The sequence below is a fragment of the Bradyrhizobium sp. MI1.7 genome, assembly GCF_055811795.1.
Map to the genome: position 1 here is coordinate 142,068 of NZ_JBVVPO010000015.1, position 18,686 is coordinate 160,753.

The 18,686-nt window shown below is 61.6% G+C and carries 21 protein-coding genes; 8 read left to right on the forward strand and 13 right to left on the reverse strand.

Annotation, left to right across the window (positions count from 1 at the left end; all coding sequences use genetic code 11):
* Positions 1-2: 2 nt before the first annotated feature.
* From AC0L3X_RS16805 to AC0L3X_RS16840, 8 genes are all read right to left on the reverse strand, one after another.
* Positions 3-1,370 (reverse strand): BatD family protein, encoded by a 1,368-nt coding sequence (locus tag AC0L3X_RS16805; protein WP_354079877.1) that lies wholly within the window; start codon positions 1,368-1,370, stop codon positions 3-5.
* 23 nt (positions 1,371-1,393) lie between these two features.
* On the reverse strand, positions 1,394-2,917 hold the full coding sequence (locus AC0L3X_RS16810) for a vWA domain-containing protein (RefSeq protein WP_283016449.1): 1,524 nt from the start codon (positions 2,915-2,917) through the stop codon (positions 1,394-1,396).
* On the reverse strand, positions 2,910-3,908 hold the full coding sequence (locus AC0L3X_RS16815; RefSeq protein WP_354079874.1) for a VWA domain-containing protein: 999 nt from the start codon (positions 3,906-3,908) through the stop codon (positions 2,910-2,912). The genes AC0L3X_RS16810 and AC0L3X_RS16815 overlap by 8 nt, the downstream gene beginning before the upstream one ends.
* Positions 3,901-4,392 carry a DUF4381 domain-containing protein gene (locus AC0L3X_RS16820; RefSeq protein WP_187387700.1) on the reverse strand — a complete coding sequence of 164 codons (492 nt, stop codon included), beginning with the start codon at positions 4,390-4,392 and terminating at the stop codon, positions 3,901-3,903. The genes AC0L3X_RS16815 and AC0L3X_RS16820 overlap by 8 nt, the downstream gene beginning before the upstream one ends.
* The gene (locus AC0L3X_RS16825; protein ID WP_283016447.1) at positions 4,385-5,371 is read right to left on the reverse strand and encodes a DUF58 domain-containing protein; all 987 of its coding nucleotides are present in this window, start codon (positions 5,369-5,371) and stop codon (positions 4,385-4,387) included. The genes AC0L3X_RS16820 and AC0L3X_RS16825 overlap by 8 nt, the downstream gene beginning before the upstream one ends.
* Before the next feature lie 7 nt (positions 5,372-5,378).
* The gene (locus tag AC0L3X_RS16830) at positions 5,379-6,413 is read right to left on the reverse strand and encodes an AAA family ATPase (protein ID WP_231141961.1); all 1,035 of its coding nucleotides are present in this window, start codon (positions 6,411-6,413) and stop codon (positions 5,379-5,381) included.
* Positions 6,414-6,475: 62 nt separating this feature from the next.
* On the reverse strand, positions 6,476-8,128 hold the full coding sequence (locus tag AC0L3X_RS16835; protein WP_063983345.1) for an arylsulfatase: 1,653 nt from the start codon (positions 8,126-8,128) through the stop codon (positions 6,476-6,478).
* A gap of 10 nt (positions 8,129-8,138) precedes the next feature.
* On the reverse strand, positions 8,139-9,146 hold the full coding sequence (locus tag AC0L3X_RS16840; protein WP_354079869.1) for a formylglycine-generating enzyme family protein: 1,008 nt from the start codon (positions 9,144-9,146) through the stop codon (positions 8,139-8,141).
* Between the two features lie 521 nt (positions 9,147-9,667).
* Here AC0L3X_RS16840 and AC0L3X_RS16845 point away from each other — a divergent pair.
* The 4 genes from AC0L3X_RS16845 to AC0L3X_RS16860 all read left to right on the forward strand — a co-directional run bounded on the left by AC0L3X_RS16845 (position 9,668) and on the right by AC0L3X_RS16860 (position 13,771).
* The gene (locus AC0L3X_RS16845; protein ID WP_354131517.1) at positions 9,668-10,660 is read left to right on the forward strand and encodes a helix-turn-helix domain-containing protein; all 993 of its coding nucleotides are present in this window, start codon (positions 9,668-9,670) and stop codon (positions 10,658-10,660) included.
* Between the two features lie 335 nt (positions 10,661-10,995).
* Entirely contained in the window at positions 10,996-12,186 is a 1,191-nt protein-coding gene (locus AC0L3X_RS16850; RefSeq protein ID WP_063983348.1) for a tyrosine-type recombinase/integrase, read from the forward strand.
* A gap of 694 nt (positions 12,187-12,880) precedes the next feature.
* A complete protein-coding gene (locus AC0L3X_RS16855; protein ID WP_473316529.1) occupies positions 12,881-13,492 on the forward strand; it encodes a hypothetical protein in 612 nt (203 codons plus the stop codon).
* Positions 13,493-13,540: 48 nt separating this feature from the next.
* On the forward strand, positions 13,541-13,771 hold the full coding sequence (locus AC0L3X_RS16860; protein WP_063983350.1) for an ECs_2282 family putative zinc-binding protein: 231 nt from the start codon (positions 13,541-13,543) through the stop codon (positions 13,769-13,771).
* Here the strand turns inward: AC0L3X_RS16860 and AC0L3X_RS16865 are convergent.
* A complete protein-coding gene (locus AC0L3X_RS16865) occupies positions 13,768-14,010 on the reverse strand; it encodes a DUF6894 family protein (RefSeq protein ID WP_063983351.1) in 243 nt (80 codons plus the stop codon). The genes AC0L3X_RS16860 and AC0L3X_RS16865 overlap by 4 nt on opposite strands.
* A 160-nt stretch (positions 14,011-14,170) precedes the next feature.
* On the opposite strand from AC0L3X_RS16865, the gene AC0L3X_RS16870 reads away from it, so the two are divergent.
* Complete coding sequence (locus AC0L3X_RS16870) at positions 14,171-14,347, forward strand: hypothetical protein (RefSeq protein WP_187387677.1); 177 nt, start codon at positions 14,171-14,173, stop codon at positions 14,345-14,347.
* Between the two features lie 659 nt (positions 14,348-15,006).
* Here the strand turns inward: AC0L3X_RS16870 and AC0L3X_RS16875 are convergent.
* Positions 15,007-15,210 (reverse strand): cold-shock protein, encoded by a 204-nt coding sequence (locus AC0L3X_RS16875; RefSeq protein ID WP_063983352.1) that lies wholly within the window; start codon positions 15,208-15,210, stop codon positions 15,007-15,009.
* Between the two features lie 86 nt (positions 15,211-15,296).
* Here AC0L3X_RS16875 and AC0L3X_RS16880 point away from each other — a divergent pair, with 86 nt between their 5' ends.
* The 3 genes from AC0L3X_RS16880 to AC0L3X_RS16890 all read left to right on the forward strand — a co-directional run bounded on the left by AC0L3X_RS16880 (position 15,297) and on the right by AC0L3X_RS16890 (position 16,058).
* The gene (locus tag AC0L3X_RS16880) at positions 15,297-15,452 is read left to right on the forward strand and encodes a hypothetical protein (RefSeq protein ID WP_187387701.1); all 156 of its coding nucleotides are present in this window, start codon (positions 15,297-15,299) and stop codon (positions 15,450-15,452) included.
* Positions 15,453-15,501: 49 nt separating this feature from the next.
* Positions 15,502-15,741: a hypothetical protein gene (locus AC0L3X_RS16885; protein ID WP_063983353.1), complete on the forward strand. Its 240-nt coding sequence runs from the start codon at positions 15,502-15,504 to the stop codon at positions 15,739-15,741.
* A 164-nt stretch (positions 15,742-15,905) separates the two neighbouring features.
* Entirely contained in the window at positions 15,906-16,058 is a 153-nt protein-coding gene (locus AC0L3X_RS16890) for a hypothetical protein (RefSeq protein ID WP_161495735.1), read from the forward strand.
* A gap of 112 nt (positions 16,059-16,170) precedes the next feature.
* Here AC0L3X_RS16890 and AC0L3X_RS16895 read toward each other — a convergent pair whose 3' ends face one another.
* From AC0L3X_RS16895 to AC0L3X_RS16905, 3 genes are all read right to left on the reverse strand, one after another.
* Positions 16,171-16,371, reverse strand: coding sequence for a hypothetical protein (locus AC0L3X_RS16895; RefSeq protein WP_084795130.1), 201 nt, complete (start codon positions 16,369-16,371; stop codon positions 16,171-16,173).
* A gap of 494 nt (positions 16,372-16,865) precedes the next feature.
* Positions 16,866-17,135, reverse strand: a complete 270-nt coding sequence (locus tag AC0L3X_RS16900) for a hypothetical protein (RefSeq protein WP_063983354.1) — start codon at positions 17,133-17,135, stop codon at positions 16,866-16,868.
* A 748-nt stretch (positions 17,136-17,883) separates the two neighbouring features.
* Complete coding sequence (locus AC0L3X_RS16905; protein ID WP_473316530.1) at positions 17,884-18,114, reverse strand: DUF6894 family protein; 231 nt, start codon at positions 18,112-18,114, stop codon at positions 17,884-17,886.
* Positions 18,115-18,686 lie beyond the last annotated feature (572 nt).

An 18,686-nucleotide genomic window follows, 5' to 3' on the forward strand; every position in this document is an offset into this window, starting at 1 on the left:
GCTTATCTCGCGGGTTTTCCATACGCGGTGACCTTCGGGGTCCCGACCGGGTTCAAATGCGGGGGCAGACTTGTCGTGGCCCGGCTTCCGGCGCGCGGGCGCAGCTTGCGGCGGGCGGCGACCAATTGGTGGAGCAGCCGGCGTGGAGACCAATGAGCCGGATTGCCCCGATTTCCGAACAACTCGCTCTCGATCGCATCAAGCTGGAGATCCAGCTCCGGATCGCGTGCGGCGGCCTTGAAAGCTCCGGCCGAAATTGGAGGTTGCGTCGCGTTGAGATGCGGCAGCCATTCAAGCAGTGCAAAATAAGACGCTTTTGAGTCGCGATGGCGGATCGCGCGGCGCAACCGGCTGAAGGCAAACGCCTCCGACTGAAGATAGGCCTGGTGCCGACGATGAAGATTGCCCGCAACGCGGCGGGTCACACGAGGAGCAAACCAAGCGAACCCGGCGGTGACGGCCACCAAGAGCAGGGCCGTCAGCCAGTGGTCGAAGATAAAGTCGACGACGCTATCCCACGTCCACCGCCGAGCTGATTGGTTCGAAGAAGCTGGACCCGCCACCGCCGAAGTCACGGTTCCCTTGAGCGGCACGGCCTCGAGATGAACCTGATCGACCTTGCCGCTGCCGACATTCCACCAACCAATATCGATGGACGGCAGCGAATAGTCACTTGCCCGCTCCACCATATACGTTGCGGAATCGACGCGGGTCGACGTCATGACGTCGGAGCGCCCGTCGACCTTGTCCTCGAGCTTCGGCTGCGCCGGATAAAGCTTCAAGCCATCGACAGACGGGAATTGCTGAGGCGGCAGCAGCATCGCCGGCGTGCCTTCCGCCCGGATCGTGATGGTTCGTGTCACGGCGTCACCGGCCTTGAGCGGGTCAGACGAACGCTTGACGTCCTGCTCGGCGGTCAGGCTGTTGGCCGATACGAACGGGCGAAGCGCGCTCGCCGCATCCGGAATGAATGCTTCGAATGACACGCGTGGCAGCGCGACAGCCACCTCACGGGTGGCTGGCGGCTCGGCCGCATATTTGATCCTGACGATCTGGTTGGCGACGGCGTAGGACCCCGGCTCCTGCGGCGAGATCGCGTATTCAAACCGCACACCGGCATAGGGCACGCCATCGCGCTGCTCGCTGGTGTTGACGCTCTGCAATTGTCGTGTCACCGCGTTGCGCACCTGAAAATCCGGCAGTTCGGGCGGCGACGTCATGTAGTTCGGCGCCAGGACCAGGACACTCAACGTGGTTTTCTGCCCAACCACGACTCGCGGCGGGGCGATCGTCACCTGCACGATCGGCTCGAGCGCCACTGATTGCTGCGCATACACAGCCTGCGACGGGAGCGCGCCGCCGAGCAGCAAGGCGATGAAGCCGATCCAAACTCTCACTGCGACACCCTCCCCTGGGCTGGAGCGGCCGCCTGGATCGCGAATTTGAGTTTGAGGAAATCCGCAGGTGAGGTCTGGACCTGACGCATCCAGGCCTCGGCGGCGCCGGCAGTGGTGACGTCCTGCGGTGTGACCGTGATCTTCTTTCCGCCTTTCTGATTGGGATCGACGCGCATCTCGTCGGCCTTCTCATCCGGAGGTGCAGGGTCATCCTGCTCCTGCTTGCGGCGCTTGGCTTCACGCGCATCCAGCGCCGCCTGAACGATGGCGCGGTTCGTCTTCGCGGCGGCGTTGCCGGGTTGCGCCTTGAGCACCTCGTCATAGGTCTTGAGCGCTTTCTCATAAGCGTGGTTCTGCGCCTGCGCGTTGCCCAGCGCGAATTTTCCCTCCAGCGTGTCGACGCGCGAGAATTCCTCGGCAGCGGCGAGAAAATCGTATGCGCGGTAAGCCGAGATGCCGCGCCACATTGGATCGGCAAACGTCGTTTTCGCGGCGGCATAGTCGCCACGGTCAAATGCAAGCCGTCCCTGTTGATCCGGCGTCAGCCAAAGATTAGTAAAGCGCGATGTCTCCTCGGCTCTCGAAGCGCTGGCGTGCGTCACGATGAAGAGAGCCAGGACCCACGCCACCGTCGTACCGCGCCGGAACCAGAGAAGACTCAACAGGGCCAGCGGCGGCAGCAGCCAATAGCCCTCATCCCGCCATTGCGTGCCGAACGCATCGCCCTGGGCGGCCTGAAAGCGCGTTTCGATCCGGCGCTCCAGTCGCACGATGTCCGAGCCGTCGATGCTGACCCGAATGACGTCCGCGCCAGCGGGCAGCGCCGATGAATCCGGGCTGACCGCGAATATGACGAGACCATTGCGTCCGGCTGCCTGCCGCACGGCGGCCGCATCCGCGGTCCCGAGATCGTCCGCGACCAGCAGGACCGTTCCGGGGACCGGTTCGGCCGCCAGCGCGTCGGCCGCCAGCGCGACCGCACCCGCAACGTTCTTGCCATCCGCCGGCATTAGCCCTGGCTCAAGCGCGGCCAGAAACGGCTCGATCACGGACCGGTCGTCGGTCGGCGGCATCACCAGATGCGCGGTGCCGGCAAAGGCCACGAGCCCGGTCCTGGCGCCCGCGCGGGCCGCCAGCAGATCCCTGATCTTCTGCTTGGCGCGTTCGAGGCGCGAGGGCGCCACATCGGTCTCATTCATCGATGATCCGACTGCGAGCGCAATCATCAACGGTGCCTTGTCTTCGACAAAGGGCGGAAGCTCGCGGCGCCAGGTCGGACCGGACAGGCCGATGATGCCGAGCATCATGCCGGCGGCGACGAGATAGAGCGGGTTGATTTGGCGTCCTTGTCCCGGCCGCACGATGAGATGCGTCAGCAGATGCGGCGCGATCACGCCACCCCATTGCGCGCGCACATCTTGCCGGCGAAGCAGCACCGCAAACACGACAGCAAGCGGGATCAGCGCGAGCAGCCAGAGCGGGCGTAAGAGATGGAAGGACATGGTGGCTGCGTCACGCATGGCTGACGCTCCTCATCCGGCGCCACTCGCTGCCGAGCAGGAGCCAGAGCCACAAGAGCAGACCGATCGCGATGGCCAGGCCGAACGGCCATTGAAACAGCGGCAGCTTCGGCCGCCATGACAAGGTCTGAAGCTTGGCCGGCGCGAGGCGATCGATATCGACATAGATCGCCTGCAACTGCGCGCCATCCTCGGCGCGAAAAAAGTGCCCTCCGGTGGCGTCCGCGACATGCTGCAAGACGGCGAGGTCGACGCGGTTCTCGCCCGAGGCTGCGGGATCGCCAACGCCGATGGTGTAGACCGTGACATCGTTCTGGCGAGCGATGTCGGCGGCGTGCTCGGGCGGCACCCGGCTCGCCGTATCGTTGCCGTCCGTCAGGAGGATCAGGAGCTTCTGCTTCGCCCTGCTGGCTGCAAACGTCTTGATGGCAAGACCGATCGTGTCGCCGATCGCCGTCTGCTGGCCGGCCATGCCGACCCCCGCCTGATCGAGCAGTTGCTGCGCCGTCTGGAGGTCTTGCGTGAATGGCACCTGCACATAGGCCATGGTGCCGAACAGGATCAGGGCGACGCGGTCGCCCTTGCGGCGGGCGATGAAGTCTCTGACCACGTGCTTGACGCCGTCGAGACGGGTGAGCGACGTACCGTCCGGCGCTTTGAAATCGCGCTGGTCCATCGATCCCGAAATGTCGATCGCCAGGATCAGGTCGCGCGCGGAGACCTCGCGCGTCACCGCCTCGCCGACCCATTGCGGCCGGGCCAGCGCCACAACCAGCAGCGTCCAGATGGCCACTGCCGCGACCATCTGGACGGTGCGGCGTTCAAGGACGACCGCGCCGCGCTGCGGTGTCTGCCCGGTCGCCGCCGCCAGCCTGTCGAAGAAGGGCACCTGGATCGAGGCCTGCCGCGCCCGGTATGGCGGCAGCAGCCACCACGCCAGGACTGGCAGCGGCAACAGCAGAAGCAACCATGGCCAGGCGAATTCAAGCATGATGCCCCCTGATCCAGCGGCGCACGAGACGGACCAGCGATTGCAGCTCGGCGCCATCAGGCGGAATCTGCCGATAAGGACCACTCGCGAGCAGCTGGCCCACGCCGTGAGAAAACTCCTCGCCTCCACAGCTGCGATCGAGGAAGGCCAGCCATGCCGGCCCGACCAGTGGCGCCACTCGCTCGCGCGGAAAGGCCGCGAGCGCCGTGCGCCGCACCAGCAAGGTCAGCTTCGACAACAGCTCCGACGGCACCGAATTTCGCGCATGCTCGATGCTATCAAGCTCCGCGAGCGCTTCGCGGCGATAGCGGTTGACACGGCGCAGATGCGCCACGCGCCACACGGTAGCGCAGATGGCCGCGAGCAGCAGGGCGATCGCAAGCCTCGCCTCCCAGGTCTGTGGCCAGAGGCTGACCTCGCGCGGCAGCGGGAAGTCGATCAGGCCGGCCACCGGGTCGGCAGTCACGGATGTAGCCTCAGCCAAGAGCCGCCTCCGTCTGGTTATGCGGGGCCGCGCGGCCACGACCGGCCGGCAGACCACCAAGAAGACGCCGAAGCTGCGCAGCGGTGTCCTCCGCCGCGCTCAGCGGCAGCACGGGAATTCCGAGCTCGTGCGTCCAGTCGAAGATGCCTTTCAGGCGGTCCCGGGTGACCTGCGCTACGCTCTTGCGGACGCTGTCACGGCCGACATCAAGCCGGATCTGCAACTCGCCATCGGTCACCGTCATGCTGGCCGACGGTGGCAGATCGCTTTGCAGGGGATCATGGACCAACGCAGCGATGACGTCATTGTGCCGCGCCAGCGCGGCGACCATATCGCGCGTTGCAGCGTCCGCGCCGTCGAAATCGCTGATGATGATCACGGCGGCATCGTGCGGTGCCCGACGCCTTGCATGATCGAGCGCGGTGTTGAGCATCGCCGGCGCGGACACCAGACCGCGCCCGACGCCGAGCGCCTGGTTGTGCGTGACGACCGCCGCGAGGATCTGGAGCACGGTCGCCCGGCTGCGGCGCGCCGTCACCTCGATGAAGTCTCGATCGTTGAACACGACGGCGCCGACGCGATCGCCGACGCCTAGCACCCGCCACGCCCCGATCGCTGCGGCCTCGGCCGCCGTCACCGATTTCATCGCATGCCGGCTGCCGAAGAACATCGACAGGCGCTGATCCACCACCAGGATCGTCTGCCGGTCGCGCTCCTCGTTGAAGACTCGGATATGCGGCTTGCGCAGGCGCGCCGTCACCTTCCAGTCGATCGAGCGGACGTCGTCGCCGGGACGATAATCCCTGATCTCCTCGAAGTTCAGGCCCCGGCCCCGCATGCGGGACGCAAAGCGGCCGGACAAAAGGCTATGCACGGGTTGGCGCGGAAGGAAGGAGACCTTGCGTCCGCGATGTTCGAGCGCGATCAATTCGTGAAGACCGACATAGACACCTGGCATATTGGCTGATGTCTCGGTCATGACGGCCTCAGGCTGCTGCAACTAGCTCGGTAATCTTGTCGATCACCTGATCGGGCGTAACGCCCTGCGACACTGCCTCGTAGCTGAGGATGATCCGGTGGCGCAGGCAGTCGTGGATCACCGCGCGCACGTGGTCGGGCGTCACGAAATCGTATTCATCGAGCCAGGCGCGAGTCCGCGCGGAACGATCGAGCGCCAGGCTGCCGCGCGGGCTGGCGCCGACCTGGATCCATTTGCTCAGCGGTTCGCCATAGCGCCCGGGAAACCGCGTCGCGTAGATCACGTCGACGATGTACTTCTGAACGAGGTCCGAGACGAAGATGCCGTCGATCTCACCACGTGCGTCCAGGATCGCCTGTTGCGGGATCGGCGGCGGCTCCGAGGTGTGATCCTTCGGTGCTTGCGCGTTCTCGGCGCGATTGAGCCGGATGATCTCGCCCTCGGATGCCTCGTCGGGGTAAGTGATGACGACATGCATCAGGAAGCGGTCGAGCTGCGCTTCGGGGAGCGAATAGGTGCCTTCCTGCTCGATCGGGTTTTCGGTCGCGAGCACCATGAAGAGGTCCGGCATTTTGTAAGTCTTGCCTGCAACCGTGACCTGGCGTTCCTCCATGGCCTCGAGCAGCGCGGACTGCACCTTGGCCGGAGCGCGGTTGATCTCGTCGGCGAGCACAAGATTGGCGAAGATCGGCCCTTTCTGAAATTCAAACTGTCCACCCTTGTCGGTCTGGACGTAGATCTCGGCGCCAGTCACGTCCGACGGCAGGAGATCCGGGGTGAATTGCACGCGCGACAAATCAGCGGCGAGATGCTTTGCCAGCGTCTTGACTGCCCGCGTCTTGGCGAGACCGGGCAGGCTCTCGATCAGAAGATTACCGTTGGCAAGAAGGCCGATCAGCATGCTCTCGACCAGATGATCCTGGCCAAGCACGGACTTTCCGATCCGCGATTTCAGCTCGAGCACGGCATCGCGGGAGGCCGAGCGTTTGGTGTCCGCTCGCTCTGTGAAGCCTGACGTTTGCGCCGTTCCGGAATCCGACATGTCCTTCCAGTCTCATCGAGAAGCGTCCGGCCGGAACGCAGCCGGCCGGTAGGCCGCTTTTGTCAGTTCTTGCCCGGAGGCGTTGTCGTCAGCTTGTCCATGACGTCGCTGACGGTGAAGCTTGCCGCCTTGGCGCGCGGTGGAAATTCCTTGAAGCTCTCGATGTACTTCGCGACAATGGCCTGCGCCGGCACGAACATAAATGCGCGGTGCGCCTGCCAATCGGCGTAATAGATGCTGTCGGGCCCACGTTCGAATGGATCTGTCCGTAAATTGTAGAGATTTGGCCCGCGAAGCTTGGTGAAATTGCCCTGCCAGACTCCAAGCGGGGTCTTGGGACCTATTTCCGTGTGCTGCTCCATGAAGCTGATCTTCCAATCGCGCAGACGAAGAGCCATCAAGTCGCCGTCATCACTCCAGTACAGGAATTCCTTGCGGGGCGATTCTTTTACGTCGCCCTTCAAGAACGGCATCAGATTGAAACCGTCCAGATAGACCTTAAAAGTCTTGCCGTTCAGCATTGAACCTTTTTTGACCTTCTCGACGAGGTCCGGATCGCCATTCGCTGCGGCGAAGGTCGGGATGAAGTCTTCGTGGGCACAGATATCATTGATGATCGTGCCCGGTTGGATGACGCCCGGCCAGCGCATCAAGCACGGGACGCGGAAGCCGCCTTCCCAGTTCGTGGCCTTCTCACCCTTGAACGGCGTTGAGCCACCGTCCGGCCAGGTGAATGCCTCGGCGCCATTGTCGGTGGTGTAGACGACAATGGTGTTGTTGGTGACACCGAGGTCATCCACAAGCTTGAGCAGTTCTCCGACCATGCCGTCGTGCTCGACCATTCCGTCAGGGTAGGTCCCGAGACCTGTCTTTCCTTCCGACGCCTTCTTCAAATGTGTGAAAATGTGCATGCGCGTCGAGTTGAAATAGCAGAACCAGGGCTTGTCGGCCCGATGCTGTCGGTTGATGAAATCTTTGGCCGCGCCAAGAAATTCCTCGTCGATGGTCTCCATACGCTTGGCATTCAATGGGCCGGTATTCTCGATCTTGCCGTCGGCAGTTGATTTGATGACGCCGCGCGGCCCGAATTTCTTCCGGAACTCCGGGTCCTTGGGATAGTCGGGATTCTCGGGCTCCTCCTCGGCATTGAGATGATAGAGGTTGCCAAAGAACTCATCGAAGCCATGCGCCGTCGGAAGATGTTCGTCGCGGTCACCAAGATGGTTCTTGCCGAACTGGCCGGTGGCGTAGCCGTAGGTCTTGAGCACATCGGCGACACTAGGGTCGAGCGGTCCCAGGCCGAGCTCGGCGCCGGGAAGACCAACTTTCGTCAGGCCGGTGCGGATAGGCGATTGGCCGGTGATGAAGGCGGCGCGGCCTGCGGTACAGCTCTGCTGTCCGTACCAGTCGGTAAATACCGCCCCCTCCTTGCCGATGCGATCGATGTTGGGGGTACGGTAGCCCATCACTCCCATGTTGTAGGCGCTGACATTGAACCAGCCGATGTCGTCGCCCATGATGAAGAGGATGTTCGGCTTGCGACCGGATGATGTCGCTGCCGGCGAGCCGCCTGGTGCTGCCTTCTGGGCTTGCGCTAATGCCTCCGATGTTAGGGCCGCGGCGGCAACTAGGGAAGACGTCCCGAGAAGGAGATTGCGACGATTGATGGCATCATTTGCGTCCGTCCCGGTCTTGCTCCTAATTCCACGGCTCATTCCGATGCTCCTACTTTGTGGTCGGTGATCTCACTGAATTCGGATCGACTGCTCGAACCACACACCTGAACCCGACGTGGCTCGTCGACGTATCGACCGGCTCGGCGTGGCGGGCGGCGGGACGATAGCGGCGGCAGTAATTCGGCGCGCAGAGGTGCGAGCCGCCCTTTAGAACCTTGCGCGGGATCCTGATGTCCGGCAGGCGCGGGTCGTAGCTCGCGTCCTCGCGGCCGCCACGCGGATTGTTCGGGATGCAGCAGGGCTTTGCGGCGTCGGCGGCATGCTTTGACGACCACCAGTCCGAGGTCCACTCCCAGACATTGCCGATCATGTCGTGGAGGCCGTAGCCGTTCGGCGGGAAAGCCATGACCGGCGAGGTACGCTTGAACCCATCCTCGCCGAGATTCTGGACGGGGAAATTGCCCTGCCAGATGTTGGCCATGTGCTTGCCGCCGGGCATCAGCGCATCGCCCCAGGCGAACTCCTCGCCGTCGAGGCCGCCGCGCGCGGCGAACTCCCATTCCGCTTCCGTCGGCAGTTCCTTGCCGGCCCAGCGGGCATAGGCGGCTGCATCGCTATAGGAGACATGCACGACCGGATGGTCGTCGAGGCCCTTGATGTTGCTGCCGGGGCCGTAAGGATGACGCCAGTTGGCGCCGCGCATGAAGGACCACCATTGGCTCCAGTCGGTGAGATCGGTGATGCGCGGCAGCGGCGAGAACACCAGCGAGCCGGCGTAGAGCATCTCCTTCAGCGCGCCGGGATAGTCCTTGGGGTCGGGAACGATCTGCGCCTCGGTGACGTGGCCGGTCGCGTTGACGAATTGCTTGAACTGCCGGTTGGTGACGGAGGTGCGGTCGATCCAGAAACCGTCGACAGAGACGCGGTGGCTCGGCGCCTCCTCGGGATAATGATGTTCGGATCCCATACGGAAGGTCCCGCCGGGAATGAAGACCATCTCGCCGGTCTTCACGTCGTCTGGCAACCATTCGCAGTGATCCGGATCCGCCCGCAGCATTGTGGAAACTCCGATACGAGTATTCCACCCGATACTACGGCGCGGACTTCTGCAGGCGTCGACGAGGGCACATTGCCCGGCATTCTGGACGCATTGTCTGGTCCCCTCTTCTTCTTGGCGCCGCAGGTGCGAGATGAGTTTCGAAGACTTGCGTCAGCATCTCTCCCTCTTTTCATCCTCTTTTGCGCACCCCTCGAGCGAGCGGCAACACAATACCGCCTAGCCCGCCCCGCGGTTCGCACGGCGACGTCACCGAAATCGCCTAGGTTGCAAATGGTATCCGAAGATTGGATGCCCGTGATGTGCAGTTTGTGCCAATACGTCGCGCCGATCGGTGAGGCTTAACGACACATGTCGCAAATTCCTCAATCCACAGCGTCATGTGGCGCGCAGCTCGCGTCAAATTCGGCGATAATTTACCTCAAAGCGCGAACTCCGACTGTCGTACCCACTTCGCGTTGTAGTGGTGTTCAGCCGCCGCCTGCCGCAGAATTGTCGCGCTTGAGTAACAGGGTGGCGCCATGGGCCAATTCCTTCTGGTTGATTCGCGTAAGCTCGACGGCTTCGAAGGTCTTCACCAGGCCGTTCACGGCTCGCACGTCGATGTCATGCAGCTCGGGCGCGGGCGATTGCGCGGATCGCTCTCCCATGTCGGCATCGGCGATTTCTCGCTCAGCATCGGCACCTTCAGCGTCGGCATGCGCACGCAGCGTGTCGCCAGCGACGACAAGCTGATCATCGGGATGCTGCTCGCGGCCGAAGAGCGCGTCACCCACTGGTCCTTCGACATGCGCCTCAACGACGTGCTCGTGATTCCGCCGCTGCTCGAGCATGACGGGATCTTTCACGGTGCATCCGCTTACGCCGCCATGCGCTTCGACATCAACGAGGTCGCATCGCTGTTCGGCGGCGAAGCGAGGCTGAGCAATCCCGACACCTGGCGTAGGCGCGACCATTTCCGGGCGGCCCCCGATAGCGGCGCGATCGCCGCACATCGTCTGGTCCGGATCATGTCATATCTGCGCACCTACAGGAGCGGCCTGACGCCCTCGACCGCCGATTTCTGGAAGCGATCGATCGTCGAATGCATGGCGGCCAACGTGATGTCGTCGCTACCGCCCGACGACACCGGCTGGCTGCCTTCGGCAAGGCGGCTGATCCGCCGGGTCGAGGAGTATCTCGACGAGGCCGGCACGCGCCCGGTGCATGTCTCGGAGATCTGCGCCGCTCTCGGGGTGTCGCGCCGCACCCTCCATCGCGCGTTTCAGGAGGTGTTCGGCTTGGGCCCGGTCAGCTTCCTCAGGCACAAGCGGCTGTGTGCCGTTCATTCCATTCTGCATGAGAGCGTGCCGGGCTCGACGACCGTGGCCGCTGTCGCCATGCAGCAGGGCTTCTACGAGCTCGGGCGGTTCTCGCAGTATTACCATGCGATGTTCGGGGAACGTCCGTCGCAGACCCTGGGAGGACGAACTGTCCCTCGCCTGAGGGTTCAACCCTCTCAGCATGAATTATAGGCGCCTGGTCAGGCTGCGCTGGGGGACAGCTATGGTCCGACCGATTCCCGCTCCACCGGCCGGCTGCACAGCCGTGCGCTGGGCCCAACGCGGCGGCCCCGGGGGGGGTGTTGCGCAATTACAACGCAAGTAAGGCTTTGAATTTGCTGGATTTTGGCTCCCCGGGCTGGATATTTGTTCTTGCCCATACCGGTAACGTATTCAATATGGCCGAGCAAAAAAGCCGTTATAACGCAGTTACGTAGGAGGGCCATTGCCCATATCGTCCATAGCGGTTACTGCTAGCGCGTACCCCGATAGCGGGGAAAAAGCGGGGAAGCTAGCGGGGATACGAAATGGGGAGCCACACCTTAAATGCGCTAACGGTGAAGGGCATAGCGGCGAGCAAATCCATAAAGCTACGCGATGGGGGTGGTCTCTGGTTGGTCACCAAAGGCAACGGCCGATACTGGATTCTGGACTATCGCTTCGCTGGCAAGCGCCGGGAGATGGGCATTGGCCCATTGCACACTATAGGGCTCGGAGAGGCGCGCCAGAGAGCCGAGGGAGCCCGCGCCCTACTCCGACGTGGCATTGATCCAATCGCCCACCGGGCCGTTGAGGCGATTGAGGCGGCCAAGGTGACGGCCAGTGTGATGACCTTCGGCAAATACGCCGACGCATACATAGACGCCGCCGTGAAGGCCGGCCGGTGGCGAGGTGCCAAGACCGAGGCCGGTTGGCGGAACACCCTCACCAACCACGTAAAGCTGATGCGCGGCAAGGCGCTGGCGGACATCGACATACAGGACGTGCTGGCGGCTGTGCGTCCCCTCTGGGGCACCAAGCAGGAGACCGCGGAGAAGCTCCGCTGGCGCATTGAGCGTGTGCTTGACGCAGCCAAGGTTGAGGGGCTGCGTAGTGGCGACAATCCGGCCGCGTGGAAGGGCAACCTGGAGCACGTTCTCCACAAACCGGACGAGTCCACGCGCGGCCATCACGAAGCCCTACCCTACAAGGCCGCGCCCGCCTTCGTGGGGCGCCTGCGCGGCACCGACACGATAACCGCGAGAGCGCTGGAATTTCTTATCTTGACGGCCACCAGAAGCGCCGAGACCCGCCTAGCTGTATTTGATGAGTTTGACCTTGATGCCGCTACGTGGACGATCCCTGCCCCGCGCACGAAGGAACGGAGGGAGCTTCGAGTCCCGCTCTGCGATCGCGTAGTTGAGATCGTGAAGGCGATGAAGGCACAGTCACTCAATCACCTAGTATTCCCGGGCGTGCGCGCCAACCGACCTATATCCGATATGACCTTCGGAAAGGTAATCGGTGCCCATGGCGGTGGTGACGCGACCACGCATGGTTTCCGCAGCACCTTCAAGGATTGGGCAACCGAGGAGACCGAGCACGAGAACTACGTGTCGGAAGCCGCGCTGGGCCATGCTGCAGGTGATACCGTTGAGCGCGCTTACCGCCGGGGGGATGCCCTTAAGAAGCGCCGGGCGCTGATGGATGATTGGGCCGCCTACTGCGGCGGAAAGTAGAGCCCGCCCCAGCTTTGCGGCTGGAGCGGGCCTCGGCGGCGCAGGCTTGATGGTTGTCAGGTGACTGGCCGCCGAATCTGTCTTGCGATTATAGCGCGAACGCCCCAGGCCGGGATGCCACGTCCTCAACCACCCTAAGCAGTGCCGCCGAGTCCTCACGCTCCATGGCCCATTCCAGGCTCTGGGCAATCGCGACGGCGCGCATCTGGCTCTCATCGGTACGCGTCAGCAGCGCAGCCGTGGCCGCGCTACGGGCCGCGTACAGCCCCCCCTAGCAGGCGCGCCGCCCATGCGTCGGCCGGTCCGCTACAGCCCACGATGCCCCCGAGCGCTTCACTGAAAACGCCCCATGGGGAAAGCTGGGTGTTTGTTTCCGCTCAACGCGACACAGCTTCCGCATTTCGGCAATTGCCTGAAACGACGTGAAGTCTTTTCCAGCGATGCGCTCAACGGCGAGCCGGCCGCGCTCGGCCTCTCGCCTTAGGCTGCTCGCGGTCATCCCTCCATCGGGAAAGCCAGTTTGGCAATCACCGCTAGGCGGCGCGGTGTATCGTCGTTCCAGTCAATCGAATCGGACATACACAGAGCATGGCCAACGAAGATGGCGAGTGGATGGAGCCGTCCATTCCAAAGACTAGTTGCCCTCCCCGATTGGCTCGCCTTATGGTGGCGGCGGGTTGGGGGGAAACGGGCGATGGAATACCTTAAGCTACTGGTCGAATTCGTGAAGGCGGCAGCATGGCCGTTCGCCGCAAGCTGGATCGCTTACTATTTCCGCGATGCGATCGTCGCTCAGCTCCCAAGGGTAACGAAAGTTGGCCCTGTGACGCTCGATCCCCTGCCATCTCAGGCCAATGTACCGGCGCCGAAGGTGAATAGTGACGCCATAAAGAAGGTCGAAGCAGCCATTCCGGTCGACCTGCTAAAAGAAGGCGAAATTATTATCCAAGGGCTCTTCCCGAATAGTCACGACAGTGAGCTGCTCACACTATCATCAGGCCTGTTGATCGGAGGTCTTTTCGAACGCACCTACAACTTCATTTTTGGCAGCCAGATACTTCTTTTAGAGCGTCTTAATTCAAGTCCCCTGTCCATGGATGACCTGAAGCGATTCTATGAGCGAGCAAGGGATGCGTTTCCCGAGATCTACAAGAATTACACTTTTGAGCAGTGGCTCAATTTTCTGGAATCTTTTACGCTTATTACCCGAACTCAGGACGGTTCGCTATTCGCGATCACACCGCGCGCGCGCGGTTTTCTCCGTTACATCATCGACAATGGCTACACGACACAGAAGGCCGGTTGAGATGTTGGAATAGGCCAACATCCCGAAACGCGCTCAAACGAGAACCAAATGACCACCGAAAACATCAACGTGAACTTCAAGTGCCCGAAGTGCGGCTGCACCGAGATCACCCTGCCCGATAACCACACTGATGACTCGCACGCCACCTGCAAAGATTGTGGTGTCGACTTTGGTCCCTATGGTGACATCAAAAGGCGCGCCGTCGAACTGGTTAAGAGCGACGTAAATAGAAAGATCAAAGAGGCATTCAAAGGCGTAAAGGGATTCAAGATAACTTAGTCACTCACCTCCGCCGCTTCCGCCCGCCCCTCAACTCCATGCCTTGCGATCTCTGCACCGGAGCCGTCAACCACGACTACGACCGTGCCACTAGCCCGATCGTAATCGGGATCGCTGGCGATATCCCGAGCAACACGGGCGCCGTATTGGGCCGCTAGTTCAGCAGAGCCAAATAGCTCCCCCACATCGTCCGCCTGTGTCTCTCCGTTGTGGAAAATCGGGAAGTAGTAACGTCGCATAGCCGAGGCCCTCGTCCTTTAGCCGCGATCATGCCCACATCTCGGGACGGCCCGCACCTGTCAAAAACGACAGGGTTCGTCAAACAGCGCCGTCCACCAGTGATTTGCGTACCGCGCGCCATGTGTTAGACCGCGCTCCTATCAATGAAGGAGCGGCGAGTTGGCCAAGAAAAAGAAGACTGTTCGTCGCGAGTGGACGAAAGACGACCTGAAGACGCTGAAGTTACTTGCGAGGCAAAAGACTGGTGTCACGAAGATCGCAAAGAAGTTGAAGCGAACGCCGGGCGCGACGGCGGCTAAGGCATTTGTTCTTGGCGTGTCGCTCAGCACGCAATAGGCGGGCACCTACTAGTCATCCGACAGCGCTCGCTTGCGCGGAACCTTGATCTGACGGGATGCCGCGCGATGCGACGCGCTTTTCTGAGCGCCGTTGATCGCGCGCGGCATTCGTTAAGCATTTCCCGGTTATGCGGATGCCATGTTGCGGGCGTTGGGGCAGTTGCTGTTGCGAGGTGCGGTAAGCGTTGCGGGCGCCGCTCTGACGGCCCTCTGCATCGCTGGTGTTCTGTCGTTGGTGGCGACGCACTTTCCGACCAAAAAACAAGCAGTCGTCGAAACCATCGCGCTCAAGATCGGTTGCCTACCCAGCCGCTGCGGTACGAGGGTGAACACTGAGCATTAGCGGGATCAGCGATGCTTTCCAGGATCGAATATCCACACTGGTTTATGCTCGCCGGAGCTGTCCTCGTGCTGGCGGGATTGATCGGATGGGCATTCCAAAGAAACCGACAAGCTTCCAACGATAGCGTGCGAGAACCCGCCGCACCTGAAATCGACCAACCGGCCGTCGAACCGGAGGCGAGTCCCAAATCGCGTTGAGAGGACCAAATCAAGGCCCGTCAATCGTTGGGGCCTAGAGAGCGCAGCCCTTACATGCGGACAGAGCGACAGGCGCCAGCGTGACTCGGCGGGCGGTTGGGTCGCGGTTTCAAATGCTCACCCCACCCGCAGATTTTCCGCCGACTCTTTTCCGCGATTGGATACGACGTCGAAGCTAACCTTGGCTCCCTCTGCGAGCGAGGTGAAACCAGCTTTCTCGACTGCCGAGATGTGGACAAATACGTCCTTGCCGCCCGAATCTGGTTGAATGAAACCGTACCCCTTCGTCGGGTTGAACCATTTTACCGTCCCCAAAGCCACTTAACTTCTCCATATTTGAAAACGAAAACTAGTGCCGGAATTCCGACAAAAGAAAGGCTGGCCCGGCGCAAGCTGAAGAGGGATCAATGATCGTCTTTGTGTACGTTAACACCGCCAAACAGGTCGGCGACGTCGATCAGATTAAGGTCTTCGCGACGGTCGATGCCGCGGAAACGTGGTTCGAGGAGAACGATCCTGAGGGAGTGGCATTCGAGTACGACGTGATAGGCTCACCAGCTTGATCCGCGGCGCAAGCTGCCGTGCACTTTCATCATTTGAGGATTCGCGATTATGCCCAAGGAAAATTGCCTGATCGTCCGTGCGGCCGGAAAACAGCTCGATCTACTGCGCGGAGAAGCTTCCCGAATTGCGAAGGAGAATAAGGTCGACTGGTGGATCGATCGGGCCGACGTCGGCATGGTCTTCTGCTTTGAAGACTCGAAGGCGAAAGATGCTTTCGCGCTCACTTGCGACAGCTTCGGCGTTCCATGCCAAGACGGGTTAGCCAAAAAGAAACCCGCGACCAGCTGAGGCGAACTGGCGCGGAAGCATTGCCAACCGAGGCGGCCCTACGAGAACCGACCCATCGCCCAACGCGCGTTAGACGATGAGCGGTTCCGGGTGGATGGCGCGAACCTAGGAACGAGCCACAGACCGATTGCTCAATCTTTCTGTCGGACGATCGTTCCTATTGAATGACCAACCTCGGGATCCAGCTGACGGCCTTACAGGAAAAACAGGCCAATGACGGTAGCCGCTACCGGCAGCATCCCCAGCACGATCACAACGCCACGATAGACCAATTCGTTACGCATCGGGAAAAAGTAGCACGGCTGGAAGCAGCATGATGAGCAAAATTGCTCCCTTCGCGACTTATTGGGCCAGCAGGTAGGGTAGCCGGCTACCATCATCGCCAAGGAACAGACGATAATAGAGCGCGTATCGGTCCATCGTCGTCAGCTATTCTGGCGGCCGCAACCCGGGCGATCTCAGCCACTCGCTCATGTGTGAGCCGGTCTCAGCTTGCCGAGCCCTGCGGAGGAGATCCTCTCGTTGAGGACAGTGGGGGAGGGTTTTGGCTTGTTCGCGGAGGCGTTTTGCTTCTTCGGCAAGTCGTTCTTCCAGTGACACGGTCTGCGTGAAACGACGGCGCTGTTTCATGACACAACCTCGTCTTTACGGGTCCTAACCGCAGGATTTGAGTTCTCGCGAGCTTAATATGCAGACAGGGCGCCTTCAGTTCCAAAGTTAACTTTTCAAATCAAACCACCGTGAATTTCAAATCAGGCCACTGGCCTCGGAAACAGGCCAGCGCCGGCAATGAGGCGGCCTTACCACATCATGGATGCGATTACCGCGAGGGCAAGCGCGGTTGATGCCCATACCAGCGATTGATAAAGCCAGAGCTGACGGCGGGTCATTTGCTGCGCCTCCCTGACAATACGGAGGGAGCGCTCGGCAGCGCGGGTCCAATTGAGCTAAATCAATGAAACGCTCTTTCGAAGAGAACGAAGGCGATCAGTGCTACCGGCACAAGGCCAAGCACAACTACCGCGATACGAAACAACCATTCACGACCCATGAGTGATCATAGCAACCGGTTTCAAGGGCAAGCTATGCATTTTGGCCAATTTCTTCAGAGCCGCGAACCCACCTCAGGACAGCACCCATGCGGCGAGGCGCCACGCTATCCAGGCGAGCGCGCAGATCCAGCCCAGCGTTGCGATGCCCGCCAGGCCGAGCACGCACAACGCGAACAGCGAACTTTCCGAATCCGGTACGTCGGAAAGTTCTTCGGTCGCCTCAACCTGGTTCACAACATCCCCTTGCCTTGCGGCCTGCTGGGCATCGGTCTCCGCTCGTTCCGGACGTGAGACGCTCTGTCTGCCCAGACGGGCGAGCGTACGCTGATCCCGGATACTCATGGATGCCCTGACGGTTGGGAAAAACTGGCAACTCGTCGCCCGGTGATTGGTTGCTATCAGAAAAAGGCGCTTGGGCTCGCTCCTAAAATACCCACGGATGCGACCTATGCAGAAAATCCGGGAACGGCTGGTCCATGATGCGCTCCATGCTGTGCAGGCGGGAGCCCTATCGGTCTCTCAGCCACCGACGCCCACGGGCAGTGCCTCAGCCGGTGATGGAGCATAGATGGTCCCCGATCTCTCTCTGCAGCCGCGCCCTAATCTCCAGCACGACCCCAACTGGCTCGCGGTCACAGCAGATCAATGACCGCGGCTGGCGGTCTAGTGAGCAAGCCGCAAATTTGCTCCGGCTAAGCGCTGCGGCCAGGGCAATCTTCAGGTCGCGAAATTTGTGGGGATCTCGCTCCTGCAGGCCGCGCTGGAATAACGCAATTGCCTCCGGTGTCACGTGCACGCTGCTCCTGCGGCGTCTATTCTTCCGCGTCCGAAGCGGCATCAGCGCGGTTGTCCTAACTTGCTCAAAGCCCACGGTGGCCCGTAGCGGCCTGGGCCGTTCGGATTCCGGAAGGCATACTCCTCAAGAAACGCGCGCCCAAACCGCTCCCACGCGGCGCGCGCTTCTTCGCGATCGGGGCGACCGTCGTTATTCAACGCAATTCCCGCCCATCGCAGATCGGAAAAGCCGTCATGTCCGGTCTCAAACACCTCGTCCCAATCCTCGGGAGCGGCAACCGCGCGATGCTTATTCTTATTGGGGCGTGGCGGCATTACCCGCCCCGTGCCGCGCGATCTCTGCTCCCGAGGCGTCAACCCCGATTACGACCGTGCCCGCAGCACAGTCATATTCGGGATCGTTGGCGATATATCGCGCGACACGCGCGCCGTATTGGATCGCTAGTTCAGCAGAGGCAAATAGCTCTCCCACCTCGTCCGCCTGTGTCTCGCCATTGTGGAAGATCGGGAAGTAGTAACGTCGCATAACCGCGGCTCTCGTCCTTTAGCCGCGATCATGCGCTCAGCCCGGGAGGTCCGTACCTGTCCAAAACGACAGGGTCCGTGCAGCCGCGGCGCTAGCAAACGGGCTCGCGTCATCCAACTCACGACGCCCTCCTCCGCACCTCTCCTTGCGGCCTCACCGGCTTCCCCGCCCGATCCTCCCGCCAACGATGCACCGCGCGCTGCGTCACGCCATCCGCGGTCACCGTCGTCAGCACCGATGGCCCCCTATGTAATGCCGGCCATCGCTGGCTGGGCGGCGCCGCTGGACTTCCATCATGTGCAGTAGATCCACCTCCGCGTTGCGCGCATCGCGATCCGCGCCAATTTGCCATCCCGCGGCCAATAGATCTTCAACCGGCGGCGTCGGCATAGCCGCGATTGCTAACGGACTCTGCTGGCTGGAACCTGCAGCGAGCTAAAAAATTGACTCGTCAGGGAGGTTCCGATGACACAGAAAAATCGGACGCCACGTGGGTCGAGCACAATGGATCCCGTTACTGGTTCCGGCGCTGGCCAAGTTCCGACGAAACCGCACGACTCCGGCAGTCAGGC

Coding starts and splice junctions, on each gene's coding strand:
- AC0L3X_RS16810 (WP_283016449.1), bottom strand. CDS start 2,917: ATGCGTGACGCAGCCACCATGTCCTTCCATCTCTTACGCCCGCTCTGG.
- AC0L3X_RS16815 (WP_354079874.1), bottom strand. CDS start 3,908: ATGCTTGAATTCGCCTGGCCATGGTTGCTTCTGCTGTTGCCGCTGCCA.
- AC0L3X_RS16825 (WP_283016447.1), bottom strand. CDS start 5,371: ATGACCGAGACATCAGCCAATATGCCAGGTGTCTATGTCGGTCTTCAC.
- AC0L3X_RS16830 (WP_231141961.1), bottom strand. CDS start 6,413: ATGTCGGATTCCGGAACGGCGCAAACGTCAGGCTTCACAGAGCGAGCG.
- AC0L3X_RS16835 (WP_063983345.1), bottom strand. CDS start 8,128: ATGAGCCGTGGAATTAGGAGCAAGACCGGGACGGACGCAAATGATGCC.
- AC0L3X_RS16840 (WP_354079869.1), bottom strand. CDS start 9,146: ATGCTGCGGGCGGATCCGGATCACTGCGAATGGTTGCCAGACGACGTG.
- AC0L3X_RS16845 (WP_354131517.1), top strand. CDS start 9,668: ATGGGCCAATTCCTTCTGGTTGATTCGCGTAAGCTCGACGGCTTCGAA.
- AC0L3X_RS16850 (WP_063983348.1), top strand. CDS start 10,996: ATGGGGAGCCACACCTTAAATGCGCTAACGGTGAAGGGCATAGCGGCG.
- AC0L3X_RS16855 (WP_473316529.1), top strand. CDS start 12,881: ATGGAATACCTTAAGCTACTGGTCGAATTCGTGAAGGCGGCAGCATGG.
- AC0L3X_RS16860 (WP_063983350.1), top strand. CDS start 13,541: ATGACCACCGAAAACATCAACGTGAACTTCAAGTGCCCGAAGTGCGGC.
- AC0L3X_RS16865 (WP_063983351.1), bottom strand. CDS start 14,010: ATGCGACGTTACTACTTCCCGATTTTCCACAACGGAGAGACACAGGCG.
- AC0L3X_RS16880 (WP_187387701.1), top strand. CDS start 15,297: ATGATCGTCTTTGTGTACGTTAACACCGCCAAACAGGTCGGCGACGTC.
- AC0L3X_RS16885 (WP_063983353.1), top strand. CDS start 15,502: ATGCCCAAGGAAAATTGCCTGATCGTCCGTGCGGCCGGAAAACAGCTC.
- AC0L3X_RS16890 (WP_161495735.1), top strand. CDS start 15,906: ATGACCAACCTCGGGATCCAGCTGACGGCCTTACAGGAAAAACAGGCC.
- AC0L3X_RS16895 (WP_084795130.1), bottom strand. CDS start 16,371: ATGAAACAGCGCCGTCGTTTCACGCAGACCGTGTCACTGGAAGAACGA.
- AC0L3X_RS16900 (WP_063983354.1), bottom strand. CDS start 17,135: ATGAGTATCCGGGATCAGCGTACGCTCGCCCGTCTGGGCAGACAGAGC.
- AC0L3X_RS16905 (WP_473316530.1), bottom strand. CDS start 18,114: ATGCGACGTTACTACTTCCCGATCTTCCACAATGGCGAGACACAGGCG.